The 17,704-nt window shown below is 72.9% G+C and carries 17 protein-coding genes; 9 read left to right on the top strand and 8 right to left on the bottom strand.

Annotated features, from left to right (window positions below; translation table 11 throughout):
• Positions 1 to 86: 86 nt before the first annotated feature.
• Both ABD999_RS15450 and ABD999_RS15445 read right to left on the bottom strand, forming a co-directional pair.
• On the bottom strand, positions 87 to 872 hold the full coding sequence (locus tag ABD999_RS15450) for a hypothetical protein (RefSeq protein WP_271277896.1): 786 nt from the start codon (positions 870 to 872) through the stop codon (positions 87 to 89).
• Between the two features lie 105 nt (positions 873 to 977).
• Complete coding sequence (locus ABD999_RS15445) at positions 978 to 1,439, bottom strand: TspO/MBR family protein (RefSeq protein WP_219548571.1); 462 nt, start codon at positions 1,437 to 1,439, stop codon at positions 978 to 980.
• 130 nt (positions 1,440 to 1,569) lie between these two features.
• On the opposite strand from ABD999_RS15445, the gene ABD999_RS15440 reads away from it, so the two are divergent.
• Both ABD999_RS15440 and ABD999_RS15435 read left to right on the top strand, forming a co-directional pair.
• On the top strand, positions 1,570 to 4,830 hold the full coding sequence (locus tag ABD999_RS15440; protein WP_271277897.1) for a glucodextranase DOMON-like domain-containing protein: 3,261 nt from the start codon (positions 1,570 to 1,572) through the stop codon (positions 4,828 to 4,830).
• Between the two features lie 12 nt (positions 4,831 to 4,842).
• The gene (locus ABD999_RS15435) at positions 4,843 to 5,961 is read left to right on the top strand and encodes an acetamidase/formamidase family protein (RefSeq protein ID WP_271277898.1); all 1,119 of its coding nucleotides are present in this window, start codon (positions 4,843 to 4,845) and stop codon (positions 5,959 to 5,961) included.
• Positions 5,962 to 6,118: 157 nt separating this feature from the next.
• Here ABD999_RS15435 and ABD999_RS15430 read toward each other — a convergent pair whose 3' ends face one another.
• Positions 6,119 to 6,340 (bottom strand): antitoxin, encoded by a 222-nt coding sequence (locus tag ABD999_RS15430; protein ID WP_271277899.1) that lies wholly within the window; start codon positions 6,338 to 6,340, stop codon positions 6,119 to 6,121.
• A gap of 198 nt (positions 6,341 to 6,538) precedes the next feature.
• Between ABD999_RS15430 and ABD999_RS15425 the strand changes: the two genes are divergently transcribed.
• Together ABD999_RS15425 and ABD999_RS15420 are read left to right on the top strand one after the other, a co-directional pair.
• Positions 6,539 to 7,603: a cellulose binding domain-containing protein gene (locus ABD999_RS15425; protein WP_271277900.1), complete on the top strand. Its 1,065-nt coding sequence runs from the start codon at positions 6,539 to 6,541 to the stop codon at positions 7,601 to 7,603.
• 144 nt (positions 7,604 to 7,747) lie between these two features.
• Positions 7,748 to 8,215, top strand: a complete 468-nt coding sequence (locus ABD999_RS15420) for a hypothetical protein (RefSeq protein WP_271277901.1) — start codon at positions 7,748 to 7,750, stop codon at positions 8,213 to 8,215.
• A gap of 205 nt (positions 8,216 to 8,420) precedes the next feature.
• Here the strand turns inward: ABD999_RS15420 and ABD999_RS15415 are convergent, their stop codons facing one another.
• Genes ABD999_RS15415 through ABD999_RS15405 form a run of 3 tightly spaced genes read right to left on the bottom strand, consistent with a single transcriptional unit; the run spans position 8,421 to position 11,920 of the window.
• Entirely contained in the window at positions 8,421 to 9,521 is a 1,101-nt protein-coding gene (locus ABD999_RS15415; RefSeq protein ID WP_148033286.1) for a 5-methyltetrahydropteroyltriglutamate--homocysteine S-methyltransferase, read from the bottom strand.
• A 6-nt stretch (positions 9,522 to 9,527) separates the two neighbouring features.
• Positions 9,528 to 11,045: an acyl-CoA synthetase gene (locus tag ABD999_RS15410; RefSeq protein WP_271277902.1), complete on the bottom strand. Its 1,518-nt coding sequence runs from the start codon at positions 11,043 to 11,045 to the stop codon at positions 9,528 to 9,530.
• A 50-nt stretch (positions 11,046 to 11,095) separates the two neighbouring features.
• The gene (locus ABD999_RS15405; RefSeq protein ID WP_271277903.1) at positions 11,096 to 11,920 is read right to left on the bottom strand and encodes a PaaX family transcriptional regulator; all 825 of its coding nucleotides are present in this window, start codon (positions 11,918 to 11,920) and stop codon (positions 11,096 to 11,098) included.
• An 86-nt stretch (positions 11,921 to 12,006) separates the two neighbouring features.
• Between ABD999_RS15405 and ABD999_RS15400 the strand changes: the two genes are divergently transcribed.
• The 5 genes from ABD999_RS15400 to ABD999_RS15380 are packed head-to-tail and all read left to right on the top strand — an operon-like array spanning position 12,007 to position 16,452.
• Entirely contained in the window at positions 12,007 to 13,203 is a 1,197-nt protein-coding gene (locus ABD999_RS15400) for an ABC transporter substrate-binding protein (RefSeq protein WP_148033288.1), read from the top strand.
• A 3-nt stretch (positions 13,204 to 13,206) separates the two neighbouring features.
• On the top strand, positions 13,207 to 13,962 hold the full coding sequence (locus ABD999_RS15395; RefSeq protein ID WP_148033289.1) for an ABC transporter ATP-binding protein: 756 nt from the start codon (positions 13,207 to 13,209) through the stop codon (positions 13,960 to 13,962).
• Positions 13,959 to 14,630 (top strand): ABC transporter ATP-binding protein, encoded by a 672-nt coding sequence (locus ABD999_RS15390; RefSeq protein ID WP_271277904.1) that lies wholly within the window; start codon positions 13,959 to 13,961, stop codon positions 14,628 to 14,630. The genes ABD999_RS15395 and ABD999_RS15390 overlap by 4 nt, the downstream gene beginning before the upstream one ends.
• Positions 14,627 to 15,487 carry a branched-chain amino acid ABC transporter permease gene (locus tag ABD999_RS15385; RefSeq protein WP_148033291.1) on the top strand — a complete coding sequence of 287 codons (861 nt, stop codon included), beginning with the start codon at positions 14,627 to 14,629 and terminating at the stop codon, positions 15,485 to 15,487. Before ABD999_RS15390 ends, ABD999_RS15385 begins: the two co-directional genes overlap by 4 nt.
• Positions 15,484 to 16,452: a branched-chain amino acid ABC transporter permease gene (locus ABD999_RS15380; protein WP_271277905.1), complete on the top strand. Its 969-nt coding sequence runs from the start codon at positions 15,484 to 15,486 to the stop codon at positions 16,450 to 16,452. The genes ABD999_RS15385 and ABD999_RS15380 overlap by 4 nt, the downstream gene beginning before the upstream one ends.
• Here ABD999_RS15380 and ABD999_RS15375 read toward each other — a convergent pair.
• Positions 16,449 to 16,823: a YchJ family protein gene (locus tag ABD999_RS15375; protein WP_271277906.1), complete on the bottom strand. Its 375-nt coding sequence runs from the start codon at positions 16,821 to 16,823 to the stop codon at positions 16,449 to 16,451. The two genes, ABD999_RS15380 and ABD999_RS15375, sit on opposite strands and share 4 nt — an antisense overlap.
• A 4-nt stretch (positions 16,824 to 16,827) precedes the next feature.
• Positions 16,828 to 17,676: an NAD-dependent protein deacetylase gene (locus tag ABD999_RS15370; RefSeq protein ID WP_271277907.1), complete on the bottom strand. Its 849-nt coding sequence runs from the start codon at positions 17,674 to 17,676 to the stop codon at positions 16,828 to 16,830.
• Positions 17,677 to 17,704 lie beyond the last annotated feature (28 nt).

Below are 17,704 nucleotides of genomic sequence, written 5' to 3'. Positions count from 1 at the left end.
CCGGTTCTCTTCACCTGTCGCCTGACCTTGTCACCCGTACGGTGTCAGGCGCCGGGTGCGCCGAACCCGGCGCCCGGCCGCGGCCGTCAGTCGTCGTCGACCATGCCGCGCAGCAGCAGGCCGATGCCGAGGCTCTCCATCAGCGACTGCCCGTTCGGCTGCACGTAGACCTGCGAGTACTGGTACGGCTGCACCTGAGCCTGGGCCCGCTGCTGCCCCCGGCCCTGCCACTGGACCTGCGGCTGGACCTGGACCTGCTGCTGAACCTCAGGCTGGTTCTGCGCCTCGGGCTGCGGCTGGGCCTGGGGCTCGGGCTGCGGCTGGGCGTCGGCGCCCGGCGCGGCCGGGGCCGGGGTCGGGTCGTCGGACAGGGCCTGCGAAGCGGACCCGGCCTGCGGGCCGGGCTGCGGCTGGACGGCCGTGGTGCCGGGCAGCATCGACGGGTCGCCGACGCAGACCGAGGCGGTGCCTGACGACCGCTCGATGAGCTCCCTGACGCCGAGTGCGTCGAGCATCGGCCAGTTCGGCGACCAGCCGGGGCCCACCCGGTACCTGATGCAGTTCTCCTCCTCGTTGTCGGCCGTCCGCGCGACGTGGCCGTCGGCGCCCGACTGGCAGGCGAGCTGACCGAGCAGCGCCTTGGCGCCCGACTCGTCCAGCACTGGTGCCGCCGGGCCCGGCTGGACCACCTGGACCAGCTTCTCGACGAACCGCTGGGTCTCCGCGGTGTGGGCCGGAGCGGTCACGCCGCCCACGGAGCCGGATTTCGGGACGGAGCCGGCCGCGGCCGGCGCGCACTGGCCGGCGTCCTCGGCTGCCGCGGGACCCGCGACCAGCAGCACGCTGGTGGCGGCGGTGGCTAGTGCGGTCATGGCGTACTTGTACATGCATCCCCCTGCGGGCGGTGATGTGATCATCCGAAGTGATCAGTACCCATAGTGAGGGATTGGCTACTTAATGTTTGAATCTACTGCTCTTTACTCGGGGTTCTTCCGGACGATCTCCGCGTTCAGGGCGGTGGCGAACGCCGTCCACGTCGCGTACGGGACCAGGAGCAGCCCCGCGGTGCGGTCGGCGCGCATGGCCTTGCGCACGAGCAGCACGTTGGCGGTGTTGAGCGCGACGATCTCCGCCAGCGCCAGGCGCGGCGAGCGGACGCCGAAGAACAGCGCCGGCCAGGCGGCGTTCAGCGCCAGGTTGGCGGCCAGCGTGCGGCCGAGGGCGGCGCGCTCGTCGCCCGCCCGGTCCAGGGCGCGGGCGCCGCCGTAGGCGATGAGCGCGTACAGCGGGTTCCACACCAGCGGGAAGGCGGCCGGTGGCGGCTGCCAGGAGGGCTTGTCGAGCTTCTGGAACCAGGGCCGCCCCGATCTGGTGGCGATCCCGCCCAGGGCGGCCGCGGCGGCGGTGCCGAGCGCCGTGGCCAGCAGTGTCTTCTTCATGACGGTCGCCCCTGCCCCGTCAGCGTGGCGGCTCACCCGCGGGGTTGACACGCGGGCGGTGACGGTCTTGTCTGCAAAGGGGATTACCAGGCACGGGGCGGGGCGCGTGCGGTTCCAGAGGGAGCTTCGCATGGCTGCTGTCCGCCGGTTCGCGCTCGCCCTGGTCGTCGCCGCCTCGCTGGCCGGGGTGCCGCCTCTGCCCGCGCACGCCGCCCCCGCGCCCGGCGGGCCCGGCTCGGCGTCCCACTTCGGGCTCGCGCGCAAGGACTGCGTCGGCACGTCCGCGGGCCGCGAGTCCAAGGTCTGGTTCACGGTGGCGGGCGGCGTTTTGTCCGACGTGTACGAGCCCACCATCGACAACACGAACGTGGAGACCATGCGGTTCGCGGTCACTGACGGCCGCACGTTCACCGAGCTGCAGTCCCGCGACACGACTTATGAGGTGACCACCAGCCGTTCCGGCATGGCCTGCACCGTCACCGCCACGAGCAGGGCCGGCCGCTACCGGCTGACCACCACGTACGTCACCGACCCGGACCGGGACGCCGTCGTGGTCAGCGCCCGGCTGCGGCCCGCGAACCTGCGGCTGTACGCGCTGCTGGACGCGAGCGTGAACGGCAACGGCGGCGGCGGGACCGCGAACGGCGGCGCCGACAGCGGCACGGTCGACGCCGCCACCGGCGCGCCGGTGGTCTCCGACGTGAACACGGTGACGTCCGCGCCCGGCCGCGACTACGCCGTGCCCACCCACCTGGCCCTGCGCGCCGAGCGGCGGCTGCCGGAGGCGAGCGTCGGCTACGCGGGCACCGGGAGCGACGGCGCCGTGCAGCTCGACGGCGCACGCTCGCTCACCCCGTACACCGCCGCCCCGGACGGCAACGTGGTGGCCGCGGTCCGGCTGCCGCTCGACCGGTCGGGCGAGGTGACGTTCGCGCTCGGCTTCGGCCGCACCAAGGCCGCCGCGCTGCGCACCGCGCGCGACGCGGCCGGGCGTCCCTTCGCGGCGATGCTGGCCCGGTACGAGGCGGGCTGGACGGTCTACGACGCCGGGCTGCGGCGCCCGTCGGGACCGCTGGCCGACCGCTACCGGCTGTCGGCGAACGTGCTCAAGGCCAGTGAGGACAAGACGTTCCCGGGCGCGGTCGTCGCCTCGCTGGGCAGCCCGTGGGGGCAGGCTGTCGACGCGGGCGCCGAGGTGGGCGGCCGGGCCGTCTACTTCGGCTCGTACCGCCAGGTGTTCGCCCGCGACGCGTACGAGACGTTCACCGGGTTCCTCACCGCCGGGGACCTGGCCACGGCGCGGGCCGTCACCCGCTTCCTGTTCGAGCGCCAGCAACTGCCCGACGGCCGGATGCCGCGCAACTCGCTGATCAACGGGAGGCTCGCCCCCGACTCGGGCGGCGACCAGCTCGACGAGACGGCGTTCCCGATCCTCATGGCCTACCAGGCGGGGCTCTCCGGCGACCGGAAGCTGTGGCCCCGGGTGCGGGCGGCGGCCGACTTCGTGGTCGCGCACGGGCCGGCGTTCGGCGTGGAGCGGTGGGAGGAGCAGTCGGGCCACTCGCCGTCCACGATCGCCTCCCAGATCGCCGGGCTGGTCGCCGCCGGGGAGATCGCCTCCCGGCAGGACGACCCGGCCAGGGCCAGGCTCTACCGGGCGACCGCCGACCACTTCGCCCGCTCGGTCAAGGGCTGGACCGTGACCACGACGGGCCCGTACGCGGACCGCTACTTCCTGCGCCTGTCGCGCCACGGCGACCCGGACGCCGCCGACTCCTACAACCTGGGCAACGGCGCGCCGACCGAGGACCAGCGGCGGGTCGTCGACGCGGGCTTCCTGGAGCTGACCAGGCTCGGCGTCCTGCCGCCCGGCGACCCGGACGTGCTGGCCAGTCTCCAGGTGGTGGACCGGGTCATCCGGCGGACCACGCCGAACGGCCCCGGCTGGTACCGGTACGGCTCCGGCACCGAGGGCACCGAGGACGGCTACGGCGACTGCTACGAACCCGACCCGACCGCCTGCGCGCCCACCGGCAGCCCGTGGCCCACCACGAACACCGGCTCAGGCCACCTGTGGCCCGTCCTGTCCGGCGAGCGCGCCGAGCACGCGCTGCAGACCGGCGACCGGGCCACCGCCGGATCGCTGCTGGACGCCATGCACGCCATGTCCTCCGGCACCGGCCTCGTCCCCGAGCAGACCTGGGAGAACCCCGCGCTGCCCGCCTCCCCGTACGGGTCCGACCCGGCGACCGCCTCCATCGGCTTCACGGCCGGCGGGCCCGCGGGTTCGGCCTCGCCGCTGACCTGGGCGCAGGCCCAGGAGCTGCGGCTGATCCTGTCGCTCGCCGAGGGCCGCCCGCTGGAGCAGCCCGAGGTGGTCCGCCGCCGCTACGCCGACCACGGCATGCCGGGAACCGTCCCGCTCACGGTCACCGCCCCCGAGAACGGCGCGACCCCCTCCGGCACCTCCGTCACCGTCACCGGCACCACCGCGCCGGGAGCGCGGGTCGACGTCGCCGCCACCCCGGTCGACACGGGCGCCCCCGCCCGCCTGGTGTCGGTACGCGCCCGTACCGACGGCTCGTTCACCGCCGCGGCGCCGGTCTCGTTCGGCGAGGTCGCGCTGGTCGTCACGGCGACCGCGGACGACCGCACCGCCTACGCCCGCCGCTCGGTCGTCGGCGACATCACCGGGGCCACGACCGTGCTCGACGTGACCGACCCGGACGGCGACGACCACGGGCCCGGCACGTACGCCTACCCGACCTCGCCCGACTTCCACGACGGCGCGTTCGACCTGCGCCGCTTCCAGGTGATCACCGACGAGACCACCGTCTACCTCCGGGCCGAGGTACGCGACCTCACCCCGACCTTCGGCAACCAGATGGGCGCCCAGCTGCTCGACGTCTACGTCCAGGACCCGCAGGTGGCCGAGCGGTCGGCCGAGGCCGCGTTCCCGCAGCGCAACCACCGCCTCGCCGACCCGTGGACGCAGCGGGTGGAGGCGCAGGGGTTCGCCGCGCCCGTGTGGGTGACGGCCGGCGGGACCGCGCTGCCGGGCGCCGCGGTGCGCGCCTCGGGCGCCACCAGGACGATCACCGTCGCGCTGCCCCGGGCGTCGTTCGGCACGCCGGGCCCCGGCTGGCGCTTCGCCGTCGTGCTCACCGGCCAGGACGGCTTCAGCGCCGACCAGGCCAGGGGCTTCGCCCCCACGCCGCAGCCGTTCCAGTTCGGCGTGTGCGCGCCGGGCGGCGCCGAGCCCATCTGCTCGTCCGCCCCTGGCGCGGTGCCGAAGGCGCTCGACGTCGTCCTGCCGGCGGGCGTCTCCCAGGCCGACGTGCTGAACCCGCTGCCCGGCCCGGTGACCATCCCCGCCGTCCCCGTACCCTGAGGGGGTCCTGACATGGCCGTCCACGAGATCCGCATCGACCCGAACCGCACCCTCGCCGAGGAGCCGGCCACCGGCCACAACCGGTGGCATCCCGACATCCCGCCCATCCTGCGCGTCCAGCCGGGCGACGAGGTCGTCATGGAGACCCGCGACGCCTTCGACGGCCAGATGGGCCCCGGCGCCACCCTGAAGACCGTCGGCTCCCCCGACCTCGACGTCGTCCACCCGCTCACCGGCCCCGTCTACATCGACGGCGCCCAGCCGGGCGACCTGCTGGAGATCGAGATCCTGGAGGTCGTGCCCGACACCTACGGCTACACGGTGCAGGTGCCCGGCTTCGGCTTCCTCCGCGACCTGTTCCCCGACCCGTACATCGTGCGCTGGCACCTGTCGGACGGCTGGGCGTACTCCCCCGGCCTGCCGGGCGTCCGCATCCCCGCCGCGCCCTTCATGGGCACCATCGGCCTGTCCCCCGGTCACCAGAGCCTCGCCAGGACCGCCGCCCGCGAGCAGGCGTCGATGGAGCGCGGCGGCTTCGTCCTCCCGCCGTCGGCCGACGGCGCCGTCCCCCGCGACCCGGCCATCGCCACCCGCGCCCTGCGCACCATCCCGCCCCGCGAGCAGGCGGGCAACGTCGACATCAAGCAGCTCGGCGCGGGCAGCCGCCTCTACATCCCGGTGGACACGCCCGGCGCCCTCTTCTCCGCCGGCGACGCCCACTACGCCCAGGGCGACAGCGAGACCTGCGGCACCGCCATCGAGATGCGCGCCACCCTGCGCGTCCGCTTCACCGTCCACACCGGCGAGGCCGCGGCCAAGGGCATCCGCGGGCCCCGGTTCGCCCGCTCGGACTACTGGGTCGCGGCCCCCTTCGCCGCCCCGCGCTCCTTCTACGCCACCACCGGCATGTCGGTCAGCCGGGACGGCGAGGTGGCCGCCGAAGACCTCACCCTGGCGGCACGCAACGCCCTCCTGGAGATGATCGACCACCTCGGGGAGCGGGGATTCGACAGGCAGCAGGCGTACGCGATCTGCAGCGTGGCGGTGGACCTGCGGGTCAGCCAGCTCGTGGACGTGCCCAGCTTCCTCGTGTCGGCGCTGCTGCCGGAGGACATATTCTCGGGTCGGTGATCTCCGCGCTCGACGGCGGCGAGGAAGCGCCGTCCGCCTTGTAGGCATACAGGTAAGACCGTGACAGTGCTCACCGGCTCTCCTCGCCGTGACGGCCCGTTCCCGGGGGTCCGGACGGGCCGGAACCCACCTGGAATGGGCGGGTCCCGGAAGGTCGTCAGCCCTGCTGCTGGTCGGGCTGGTCCTCGCCCTCGCCCTTGCCGCCGCCGTAGCGGCGCTGCGCGGCGTCCACGCCCTTGCCTATCTGCTCGTCGTACTTGCCGCCGGTCTTCTCGCTGGCGGCCTGCTCGCCGCGCTCGAGGATCTCGTCGGCCTTGTCCGGGTTCTTCTTGGCCAGGTCTTCGGCCTTCTTGGCCCAGTCGCCCATGCCGCTCATCATCAGTCCCCCTTTCCGATGACTCCGTGTCCCCTTACCCGTCAACCGGACGAGGGAACGGCCTCCCCCACCGGCGCGGATCCTGAAAGTTACAGCGCTTCCCCGCCCATCCGCGCAGGTCACGCCCTTGCGGTGGCCGGCCGCCTTTCCGGGGCGGAGCGGGCTCCTTACGATCTGCGGAGGCGACGACGGGAGCGGGCGATGGCGAGGGCGCGGGTCATCCTGGTGGCGGTGCTGGCGTTGGTGGCGGCGATGCTCGTGGCCGCGAACGGGACCGCGGCGGGCGCGGCCGCGACCCGGATCATGCCTCTCGGCGACTCGATCACCGGCTCCCCCGGCTGCTGGCGTGCGCTGCTGTGGAACCGGCTGCAGGACACCGGTTACCAGGACGTCGACTTCGTCGGCACCCTCCCCCCGCAGGGCTGCTCGGTCGCGTACGACGGCGACAACGAGGGGCACGGCGGCGCGCTCGTCACCAACGTGGCCCGCCAGAACCAGCTGCCGGGCTGGCTGGCGGCCACCAGGCCGGACGTCGTGCTGATGCACTTCGGCACGAACGACGTGTGGAGCAACGTCGCGCCCGCCACCATCCTCGGCGCGTTCACCACGCTGGTGGGTCAGATGCGGGCGAGCAACCCGGCGATGAGGATCCTGGTCGCGCAGATCATCCCGATGAACCCGAGCACCTGCGGCGAGTGCGCGCAGCGGGTCGTGGCCTTCAACAACGCCATCCCGGCCTGGGCCGCGGGCATCTCCACCGCGCAGTCTCCGGTGGTGGTGGTCGACCAGTGGACGGGGTTCAGCACGAGCGCCGACACCTACGACGGGGTGCACCCGAACGCGGCGGGCGACCGCAAGATCGCCGACCGGTGGTACCCGGCGCTGGTGGACGTCCTGTCCGGCCCGCAGCCGACGGTCACCCCGACGGTCACGCCTACCGTCACCCCCACGGTCACGCCGCCGGGCGGCTGCACCGCCGTGTACCGGAACACGAACCAGTGGCAGGGCGGGTTCCAGGGCGAGGTGACGGTCACCAACACGGGCGCCGCCGCGACGAGCGGGTGGCGGGTGTCGTGGACGTTCGCCGACGGGCAGCGCGTCACCCAGATCTGGAACGGCACCCTGGCGGCCTCCGGTGCGAACGTGACCGTGACGCACGTCGGCTGGAACGCCCTCCTCTCCCCCGGCGGGTCGACGAGTTTCGGTTTCCTGGCGTCATGGAACGGCACGAATACCGCGCCCGCCCTTTCATGCTCGACAACCTGACATTTCTCGAAATGTCGCCCAGCGTTTCTCGTACAACTTTCAACGTTGCGGAATCGTGACGACCACACTTCGGCGAAACTCGGCTGACCCTCGTCAGATCACGGTGAAACGACCGCTTAAAGGGAAAGCCGAGACACGATTCCGATGCCGAAAAACTGTAAAAATCGAGCGATAAAGGTCTTCACCGCCCTCCTGACCTCGGTCGGGCTGGTGTATCTGGGCGTCACCGTCCTCGTGCGCGGCACGGACGCGGCCGACGAGGTCGCCGGCGTCATCGGCGGCTTCGTCGTGCTCCTCACCATGCTCGGCCTGCTCCGGGCCAGGGGCGAGCCACCGCCCCGGCGCGGCAAGGCCGCCCGCGGTGCGCGCCCGGAGGCCGTGGCAGGACCTCCGGTCAGCCTCACCAACACCGGCGCCCACGCGCTGATGACCGCGCTCGGCCTCCCGGCCCGCCCCTCGTGCGACCGGCAGTCCGGCGGTCCCGAGTGCGGGCGCCTCGTCAACGCCCGCCCTTTCGCCGCGCCCGCCGAACACGCCGCCGGCCCCTGCGCCGGGAAGGCCGGGCGCCCCGTGGTGGTGGTCGTGCTCAACCGCGCGGAGCCCCGCCTCTGACGGACGCGGGAAGACCGGGCCCCGGTGGCGGGGCCCGGTCAGGGAGGGTGCGGGTCAGATCGGCCCATTGCCCGGCGGCGGAGTACCTCAGGAATTAATCACAATAAAAACGGATAACTGAACACCCTCTCGTTCACAGAGAAGATAACGGCGTCCAGCCGTACCCTCATCGAAAAAGGGATGGCGGGGACGTCCGGACCGGCCGTCAGCCCCACACCTCCCGGGCGGTCTCCGCGATCAGCGCCAGCTTGGCGAACTGCTGGTCGGACGTGAGCACGTTGCCCTCCACCGTCGAGGAGAAGCCGCACTGCGGCGAGAGGCAGATCTGGTCGAGGTCGACGAACTTGGCGGCCTCGTCGATGCGGCGCTTGAGGGTGTCCTTCGACTCCAGTTCGCCACGCTTGGTGGTGACGAGCCCGAGGACCACCATCTTGCCCGGCGGCACGAACCGCAGCGGCTCGAAGCCGCCCGAGCGCTCGTCGTCGAACTCCAGGAAGAACCCGTCGACGGCCAGCTCGGAGAAGAGCGCCTCGGCCACGAAGTCGTAGCCCCCGGCGGCGGCCCACGAGGAGCGGAAGTTGCCGCGGCACATGTGGGTGGTGATGGTCATGCCCTCGGGCTTGGCGGCGAGCGCGGCGTTGATCTGCTTGATGTAGCGCAGGTGCATGTGATCGGCGTCGTCACCGCGTCCGGCCAGTTCGGCGCGCTGGGCGGGGTCGTTCAGGTAGGCCAGGCTGGTGTCGTCGAACTGCAGGTAGGTGCAGCCCAGCTCGCCGATGCGGCGCACCTGCTCGGCGTAGGCGGCGCTGAGGTCGGCCCAGAACTCCTCCACGTCCGGGTAGACGTCCGGGTCGATGGCGGCGGGCCCGCCGCGGTAGTGGACCATGCTGGGCGACGGGATGGTCAGCTTGGGCACCGCGGTGGTGACGGTGTCGCGCAGGAACGCGAAGTCTCCGGCGAAGATCGGCTCCTCCAGCCGGATCCTGTCGTGCACGCGCAGGGCGGCGGGGGTGAACTCGATGTCGCCCCGCTCGTTGTGGAAGCGGACCGTGATGTGCTCGTCCGAGGCCTGGCCGATGCCGCCGAGCCGGTAGATGAAGTCCATGTGCCAGGAGGCGCGCCGGAACTCGCCGTCGGTGGCCGACTGCAGGCCGATCTCCTCCTGCCTGCGCACGACCTCGCGGATCGCCTCGTCCTCGATCTCGCGCAGCGCCTCCCCGGACAGGGTCTCCCTGGCTTGGAGCAGCCGCTGGGGTCGCAGCAGGCTGCCGACGTGGTCCGCGCGGAACGGCGGTGAGGTGCGCATGCGGGGTCATCTCCTCGTGTCACGGGGATCGGGCGGGCCGGAGCCGGCCTCGCCGTAAAGGGCTCTGATCCGGGTCTTGAGCAGCTTGCCGGCCGCGTTCCTGGGCAGCTCGGGCACGAACTCCACGTGTTTCGGGATCTTGTAGCGGGCCAGCCGCCCGTACAGGTGGGCGATCAGCTCGTCGGCCCGCGCGCCCGTGCCGGGGCGGAGCACGACGAGGGCCTTGCCGACCTCGCCCCACTTGTCGTCGGGGACGCCGATGACGGCGACCTCGGCGACCGCGGGATGGCTGTAAAGGGCGCTCTCCACCTCGGCCGGGTAGACGTTCTCGCCGCCGGAGATGAACATGTCGCCGATCCGGTCGGAGATGCGCACGTACCCGTCCTCGTCGGCCACCCCGATGTCGCCGGAGCGGAACCAGCCGTCGTCCGACAGCACCTCGGCGGTCTCCTCGGGCCGCTTCCAGTAGCCGGGCGTGACGTTCGGGCCCTGCACGTACACCTCGCCCGGACTGCCGGGCGCGGCGGGAGAGCCGTCGGGGGCGACCAGCTTGACGTCGGAGAAGAAGCACGGGACGCCGGCCGTGCCCGCCTTGGCGATCGACTGCTCGGCGGCCAGGAACAGCGCGCCGGGCGCGGTCTCGGTCATGCCGTAGCCCTGGAGGAACGTGAGCCCGCGGTCCTGGTAGAGGCGGATGAGCGGCTCGGGCACCGGGGCCCCGCCGCACAACAGGTGGCGCAGGCTCGTCAGGTCGGCGTGCGGCCAGCGGTCCGACTGGGCGAGGAAGGTGAACATGGCGGGCACGCCGAACATGACCGTGACGCGTTCGGCCTCGACGAGGTCGAAGGTGCGGCCGACGTCGAAGGACGGCTCCAGGACGACCCGGCCGCCCTTGAGCACGGTGGGGACGAGCGTCTGGGCGAGCGCGGCGATGTGGAACATCGGGGCGCTGATCAGCGTCACCTCGTCATGCCGGAAGGGCACGTCCACGAGCAGGTTGAAGGTGTTCCAGATGAGGTTGGCGTGGGTGAGCACGGCGCCCTTGGGCCGCCCGGTGGTGCCCGAGGTGTACATGATCAGGCACATGTCGTCCTGGGCCACGGGCTCGTCGAGCGGCGCGGGGTCGCCCGAGGCCACCAGGTCCTCGTACTCCCCCGCCCCGATGTGCCGTCCGGGCAGCCCGGCGCCGTCGTGGCCCTCGCCGAGCAGCAGGATCTCCGCGCCCGCGTCGCGCAGGACGTAGTCCAGCTCGGGCGCGGCCAGGCGGGTGTTGAGCGGCACGAAGACCGCGCCCAGCGCCCCGGCCGCGAAGAACGTCTCGACCAGCGCCGGGTGGTTGGCGCCCAGGTAGGCGATCCGGTCGCCGCGTCGCGCGCCGAGCGCGCGCAGCGCCGACGCGAGCCGGTCCACCCGCGTGGCCAGCTCGCGGTAGGTGCGCCGGTCATCCCGGTACGTGAGAGCCACCCCGTCGGGCGTCATCCGGGTCCTGCGTGCCGGCCACGAGCCCAGCCCCTGATTCCGCATCGCGCTCCTCGACGTTCTCGCCATCAAGTTAGGCCACTATGCAACGGCTGTCACGGTTCTGCCCAACATAGATCGGGAACGGTGTCGAGGAGCTCGTCGGCGATCGCCGCCGCCTCCGGCTTGAACCGCTGGTGCAGCGCGTGGCAGAGCCGCTGGGCCTTCTCGGCGGGCCAGTCGGGCGGCAGGTGGCGCAGCGGCAGCCGGGGGTCGGTCCTGATGATCTGCAGCCACTCGGTGAGCAGCAGCAGCGAGCGGGCCAGGTCGTCGGGCGCGGCCGGCACCGGGTCGGGCCGGTCCCAGCGGCGCAGGAACCCCTCGTAGCGCCGGCCCAGCCCCGCCAGGTCGTAGGCGTCGGCCACCAGCGCCTGCATGTCGGTGGGATGCCGGGGCTCGGCGGAGAACACCTTCACGCCGCCCAGGTCGTCGATCAAACCGGGGGCGTCGACCTCGCCTGGAGCGATCCACAGCCCGTTCTGCAACGGGCCGAACCCGGCCCAGATCAGCCGCGAACGCAGTTCGTGCCGCTGCCGCTGCCACGACTCCGGCAGCGAGAAGCCGACCAGCGTCCACCGGTCGCCTGCGGCGTCGTTGACCACGCCGGTGTGCCAGATCCGCCGCTCGCCGTCCTTGAGCACCTCGGCGCTGGTCGGGGTGAGCCCGAAGTACATGCGCCGCCCCGCGCGCTGGCGGCGCAGCAGGCCGCGCCGGACCATCCGGGTGAGGGTGGACCGGGTGGCCTCCTCGGAGATGCCGACCCGGCCGAACGCCTCGATGAAGCTGCCGGAGAACACGCAGGAGCGTCGGCCGTACACGTGATCGCCGAGAAAGGTCAGGATCACCGATTGCGGCCGCACGCCGCCGTCCCGTTCCACCACAGCCCGCTCCGCCGCAATGTTAGGCATTGTCTTGACAGCCGTAATGTACCTGCCTACATTCGGGCCACTCCCACCAGGAGGTCCTGATGCGCAAGCTTCTACCGTTCCTGGCAAGTCTCGCCGTGGCGCTCGCCGCGTGCGGCGGCAACGGCGGCGGTGGCGGCGGCTCCGGCGCCCAGGACCCGATCCGGGTCGGCCTCATCGTCTCGCTCACCGGCAACTACACGCCGCTCGGCAGCGAGGACAAGAAGGCGGTCGAGCTGGCCGTCGAGCAGGTCAACGCGCAGGGCGGGCTGCTCGGGCGGCAGGTCGAGCTGGTCGTGCGGGACGACAAGACCGCGCCGGACCAGGGCATCGTGGCCTACAACCAGATCAAGGGCGAGATCGACGCGCTCATCGGCCCGGTGTTCTCCAACTCGGCGCTGGCCATCGAGCCGCTCGCGCAGCGCGAGAAGATGCCCTACCTGTCACTGGCCCCGGCCGTCGAGCAGGTCGAGCCGATCAAGTCGTACATCTTCGTCACGCCCGCGCTGTCGAGCATGTACGCCGAGCGCTACCTGCAGTACATCCAGGCGGAGGGCATCAAGACGATCGCGGTGGCCTGGGACTCCAAGAGCGCCTACTCGGTCTCCGGGCACGAGTCCATGGTCGCGCTGGCGCCGAAGTACGGGGTCACGATCGCGGTGGACGAGCCATACGAGACCACCACCGCCGACTTCAGCCCGGTGTTCCAGCACGTGCGCGACTCGGAGGCGGAGGCGCTGGTGTTCTGGGGCTCGGGCGCGCCGGGCGTGACCGCGGCCAAGCAGTACGCGGCGTCCGGGCTGAAGACGCCGCTGTTCCTGACCGCGTCGCAGGCCAGCAAGCTGTGGCTGGAGCCGATGGGCGAGGCCGCCGAGGGCATGACGGTGCAGAGCGCGATCGGCGTGGTGGGCGAGCACCTGCCGGACGGCAAGCAGAAGCAGGTCATCGAGCAGATGGCGAAGCCCTACCAGGAGAAGCACGGCTACCCGCCGCCGCAGTTCGCGCAGGACGGCTACAGCGCGAGCCTGCTGCTGTTCGAGGCGATCAGGAAGGCGGGCGGCACCGACAAGGAGAAGGTCCAGCAGGCGCTGGAGACGATGGACCTGATCACCCCGAACGGCCGCTTCCGCTACTCCCCCACCGACCACTCCGGCCTGACGCCCGAGTACATCTCGGTCAACACCGTGCGGGACGGCGCGTTCGTGCCGACCGAGTGGGCGCGGGAGCAGCTGACCAAGACTGTCGCCGGGCTGGGGTAGCGGGTGCTGGCGGTCACCGGGGTGTCGCGCTCCTTCGGCGGCGTCTACGCCGTGCGGGACGTCTCGCTCGCCGTGGCCGAGGGCGAGCTGTGCGCCATCATCGGGCCGAACGGGGCGGGCAAGTCGACGCTGTTCAACCTCGTCACCGGCCATCTGGCGGCCGACCACGGGGAGATCGCCTTCCTCGGGCACCGGGTGGACCGGCTGGCGCCGCACCGGCGGGCCCGGCTCGGCATGTCGATCGTCTTCCAGGGCGCGCGGGTGTTCCGCGGCATGACGGTCCGGGAGAACGTCATGGTCGGCATGCACGGCCGTACCCGGTCGGGGTTCGTGTCGGCGGCGCTGCGGCTGCCCCGCCACCGGCGCGACGAGCGGGAGATCGGCCGCGAGGCGGACGCGGCGCTGGCGCGGGTGGGGCTGGCCGAGTGGGCGGGACGGCCGGCCGACCGGCTGCCGATCGGCCAGCAGCGGGCGCTGCAGCTGGCCCGCGCGCTGTGCGCGCGGCCCCGGCTGCTGCTGCTCGACGAGCCCGCCTCCGGGCTGCGCGGGCACGAGCGGGAGCGGCTGGCCGCGCTGGTGGAGGAGCTGCGCGCGGACGGGCTGACGATCCTGCTCATCGAGCACGACGTGGGGTTCGTGACCCGGCTGGCCGACCGCGTCGTGGTGCTCGACCTGGGGCGGGTCATCGCCGACGGCCCGCCGGCCGAGATCCGCGAGGACCCGCTCGTGCTCGCCGCCTACCTCGGACAGGCCTCATGATCGACGTCACCGACCTGGTGGTCTCGTACGGCACGGCCATCGCGCTCGACCACGTCACGCTCGCGGTGGGCAAGGGCGAGATGGTGGCGCTGCTCGGCCCGAACGGGGCGGGCAAGTCGACGCTGGCCAACACGCTGGCCGGGCTGCTGGCTCCGGCGTCGGGCACGGTTTCTGGCACGGTGCGGGTGGAGGGCAGGCTGGCGCTGGTGCCGGAGGGCCGCCAGCTTTTTCCAGATATGTCGGTCGCCGACAACCTGGCGCTGGGCGGCTGGCGTTCCGGGCAGCGCGACCCGGCCCCCGTCTACGAGCTGCTGCCGCGCCTGGCCGAGCTGGCCGGGCGGCGGGCGGGCGTGCTGTCCGGCGGCGAGCAGCAGATGGTGGCCGTCGGGCGGGCGCTGATGTCCCGGCCGCAGGTGCTCGTGGTGGACGAGCTGTCGCTCGGCCTGGCCCCGAACATCACCGCCGACCTGGCCGCCCACCTGGCCACGCTCAACCGGGAGCAAGGGCTGGCGGTGCTGCTCATCGAGCAGAACGCGCGGCTGGCATTCGAGCTGTGCTCGCGCGCGTACGTGCTCGAATCGGGGCAGGTGCGTGCGGAGGGGGCGTGCGCGGAGCTGGCGGACGACCCGCGGGTGGCCAGCGCCTACCTGGGCGGGGCGATCACATGAGCGCGTTCCTGACGTACCTGCTGAACGGGCTGGCCGTGGGGTGCGCGATCGCGCTCATCGCCAGCGGGCTGGTCGCCATCCACCGGGTGACCGGGGTGGTCAACTTCGCGCAGGGCACGTTCGCCGTGGTCGCGGGGCTGTGCACGTCCTCGCTGCTCGGGCTCGGGGTGCCGCACGGGGTGAGCGAGGCGGCGGCGGTCCTGCTGGCCGGCGTGGCCGGGCTGCTGACCGGGCTGGCCGCGATCGGCCGGCCGGGCACCACGCCGCTGTCGTCGCTGATCATCACGCTCGGGGTCGGGGTGCTCGCGTACGCAGTCGAGATCGTGCTCTGGGGCGACCAGCCGCGCTCGGCTCCGGGGCTGGCCGGGTCGGTGACGATCGCCGGGGCCCGGATCCAGACGCAGCACCTGCTCGTCATCGCCGTCACCGCCGCCACGTTCGTGCTGCTCGCGCTCTTCTTCGGGCGCACCTACCTGGGCAAGGCGCTGACCGCGTGCGCCTCCAACCCGTACGCGGCCCGCGTGGTCGGCATCGACACCCGGCGGATGGGGCTGCTGGCGTTCGCCCTCGGCGGGCTGCTCGGCGGGCTCGCCGGGGTGCTGATCACGCCGCTGCGGCCGATCTCGTTCGACACGGACGTGACGCTGATCGTGAACGCGTTCGCCGCGGCCGTGTTCGGCGCGCTCACCCGCCCGGTCGTCGCGCTCGGCGGGGCGCTGCTGCTGGGGGTGGCCGAGACGATGGCCGCCGGGTACGGGTACGGCTCCCACCAGCTGGAGGTGGCGCTCGGGCTCATGCTCGTGGTCATGATCGTGCAGGCGAGCCGCCGGTCGGCCATCCATGAGGAGGCGGTGTGAAGAGGATCGCCGCCGCGGCTCTGGTTGTGGCCGTCGCGCTGGGGTTGCCGCTGGTGCTCGACGACAGCGCGCTGGCCGTCTACGTGCTGCTCGGGCTGGCGGCCATCGTGACCGTCGGGGTGTCGCTGCTGATGGGGTTCGCCGGGCAGGTCTCGCTCGGGCAGGGCGCGTTCTACGGCGTCGGCGCGTACACGGCGGCTCTGCTGGCGCTGAACGGGTTCCCGCCGCTGCTGGGGCTGGTGGCCGCGCCGCTGATGGCGGCCGTCTTCGCGGTGCTGATCGGGATGCCGCTGCTGCGGCTGCGCGGCCACCATCTGGCGTTCGCGACGCTGGCGGTGCAGCTCATCCTGCTGTCGCTGGCGGGGCAGCTGGAGTTCACCGGAGGCGACATCGGGCTGCAGGGCATCCCGCAGTTCGGCATCGGGTCGTGGGAGATGGACAGCGCGGCCGCGTACGCCTGGCTGACGTGGGCGGCGCTGGGGCTGGTCATGCTGGTCACGCACCACGTCATCGCCTCGCGGCCCGGACGGGCGCTGCGCGCGCTGGCCACCAGCGAGACGGCCGCCGCCTCCTCCGGCATCCCGGTGGGCCGCTACAAGCTGGTCGTGTTCGCGCTGTCGGCCGCGTTCGCGGGGCTGGCGGGCGGCATCTACTGCTTCTACACCGGGTACGTGGCGCCGGGGTCGTTCCCGGTGCTGATCTCGATCCAGTACATCGTCATGGCGGTCGTGGGCGGGCTGGGCACGGTGTGGGGCGCGCTGGCGGGGGCGAGCGCGATCACCCTGCTCGTGCAGGGGCTCGACCGGCTGGCCGCGCTGCCGGGGATGCCGACCTACGCGCCGAGCGTGCTGTCGTACGCGGTGTACGCGCTGGTGCTGATCGGGGTCGTGCTGTTCCTGCCGCAGGGGCTGGTGCCCGCGCTCACCCGGCGGGACCGGACGGGGCGGCGGGGGCGGGCCTCCTAGAGAGCGCCGGAGTAGACCCAGCGGCCTTCGTGGCGGACGAACCGGCTGTGCTCCTCCATCTCGCCCGGCTTGCCGCGGTGGACGTAGTGGGCGCGGAAACGGACCGTGCCCTCGGTGTGGACGACGCTGCCGCCGGTGCTCTCCAGGATCTCCAGCCGCACCCAGCGCGTCTTCCGCTCCAGGTCGATGCCGGGCGGGCGGCTCGCCGGGTGCCAGGTGCGCATCAGGTAGGCGGAGTCGCGGACGCTGAACGCGGCGAACCGCGAACGCATCAGCTGCTCGGCCGTCGCGGCGGCGGCCTCGCCTCGGTGGAACCGGCCGCAGCAGTCGGCGTAGGCGGCGGGCAGGCCGCAGTGGCAGGTGGCGGGCATGACCCTATTGTGCCCGCAGCGGCGCAGTGGTCGCGGTGAGAGCGGTGAGGGTGGCGCCGAGCGGGGCGTCGACGGTGAGGGTGGCGTGGTGGTCGCCGCCCGTGGCCCCCTGGTTGACGATCGCGATGGGCAGGCCGAGCGCGGCGGCCCGGTCCACGAAGCGCAGGCCGGAGCGGATGGCCAGCGACGAGCCGAGCACGAGTAGCGCCCGCGCCGACCCGACGAGCTCGAAGCACCGCTCGACGCGCGGGCGCGGCACGTTCTCGCCGAAGAACACCACGTCGGGCTTGAGCACGCCGTCGCACGAGCGGCAGCCGACCAGCCGGAAGCCCTCGACCTGTTCGTCGGTGAGCACCGCGTCGCCGTCGGGGTTGATCTGCCCCGCGTCGGCCGCCCAGCCGGGGTTGGCGGCGCGCAGCCGCAGGTCGAGCTCGGCCCGAGGGGTGCGCTCGCGGCAGGACAGGCAGACCACCCGGTCCAGGCCTCCGTGCAGCTCGATCACCTGCCGCGCCCCGGCCGCCTGGTGGAGCCCGTCGACGTTCTGGGTGACGATGCCTGACAGGAGGCCGCGCCGCTCCAGCGCGGCGACCGCCCGGTGCCCGGCGTTGGGGAGCGCGGCGCCGATCTGCCGCCAGCCGACGTGGCTGCGCGCCCAGTAGCGGCGGCGCGCCTGCTCGCTGCCGACGAAGCGCTGGTAGGTCATCGGCTGGGCGTTGCGGGACCGGCCGGTCGGGCCGCGGTAGTCGGGGATGCCCGACTCGGTGGACAGGCCCGCCCCGCTGAGCACCACCACCCCGCCGCACTCCACCAGCCCGGCCAGCCGGCCGAGCGCGGTGCCTTCTGCTACGGTCACGTCTCCATGGTGCACGACCGGGCGGGAT

It is taken from the genome of Nonomuraea ferruginea (assembly GCF_039540635.1).
Lineage (GTDB): Bacteria > Actinomycetota > Actinomycetes > Streptosporangiales > Streptosporangiaceae > Nonomuraea > Nonomuraea ferruginea.
Note: the sequence above shows the minus strand (reverse complement) of the source record. Positions and strands in the feature narration are given on the sequence as shown.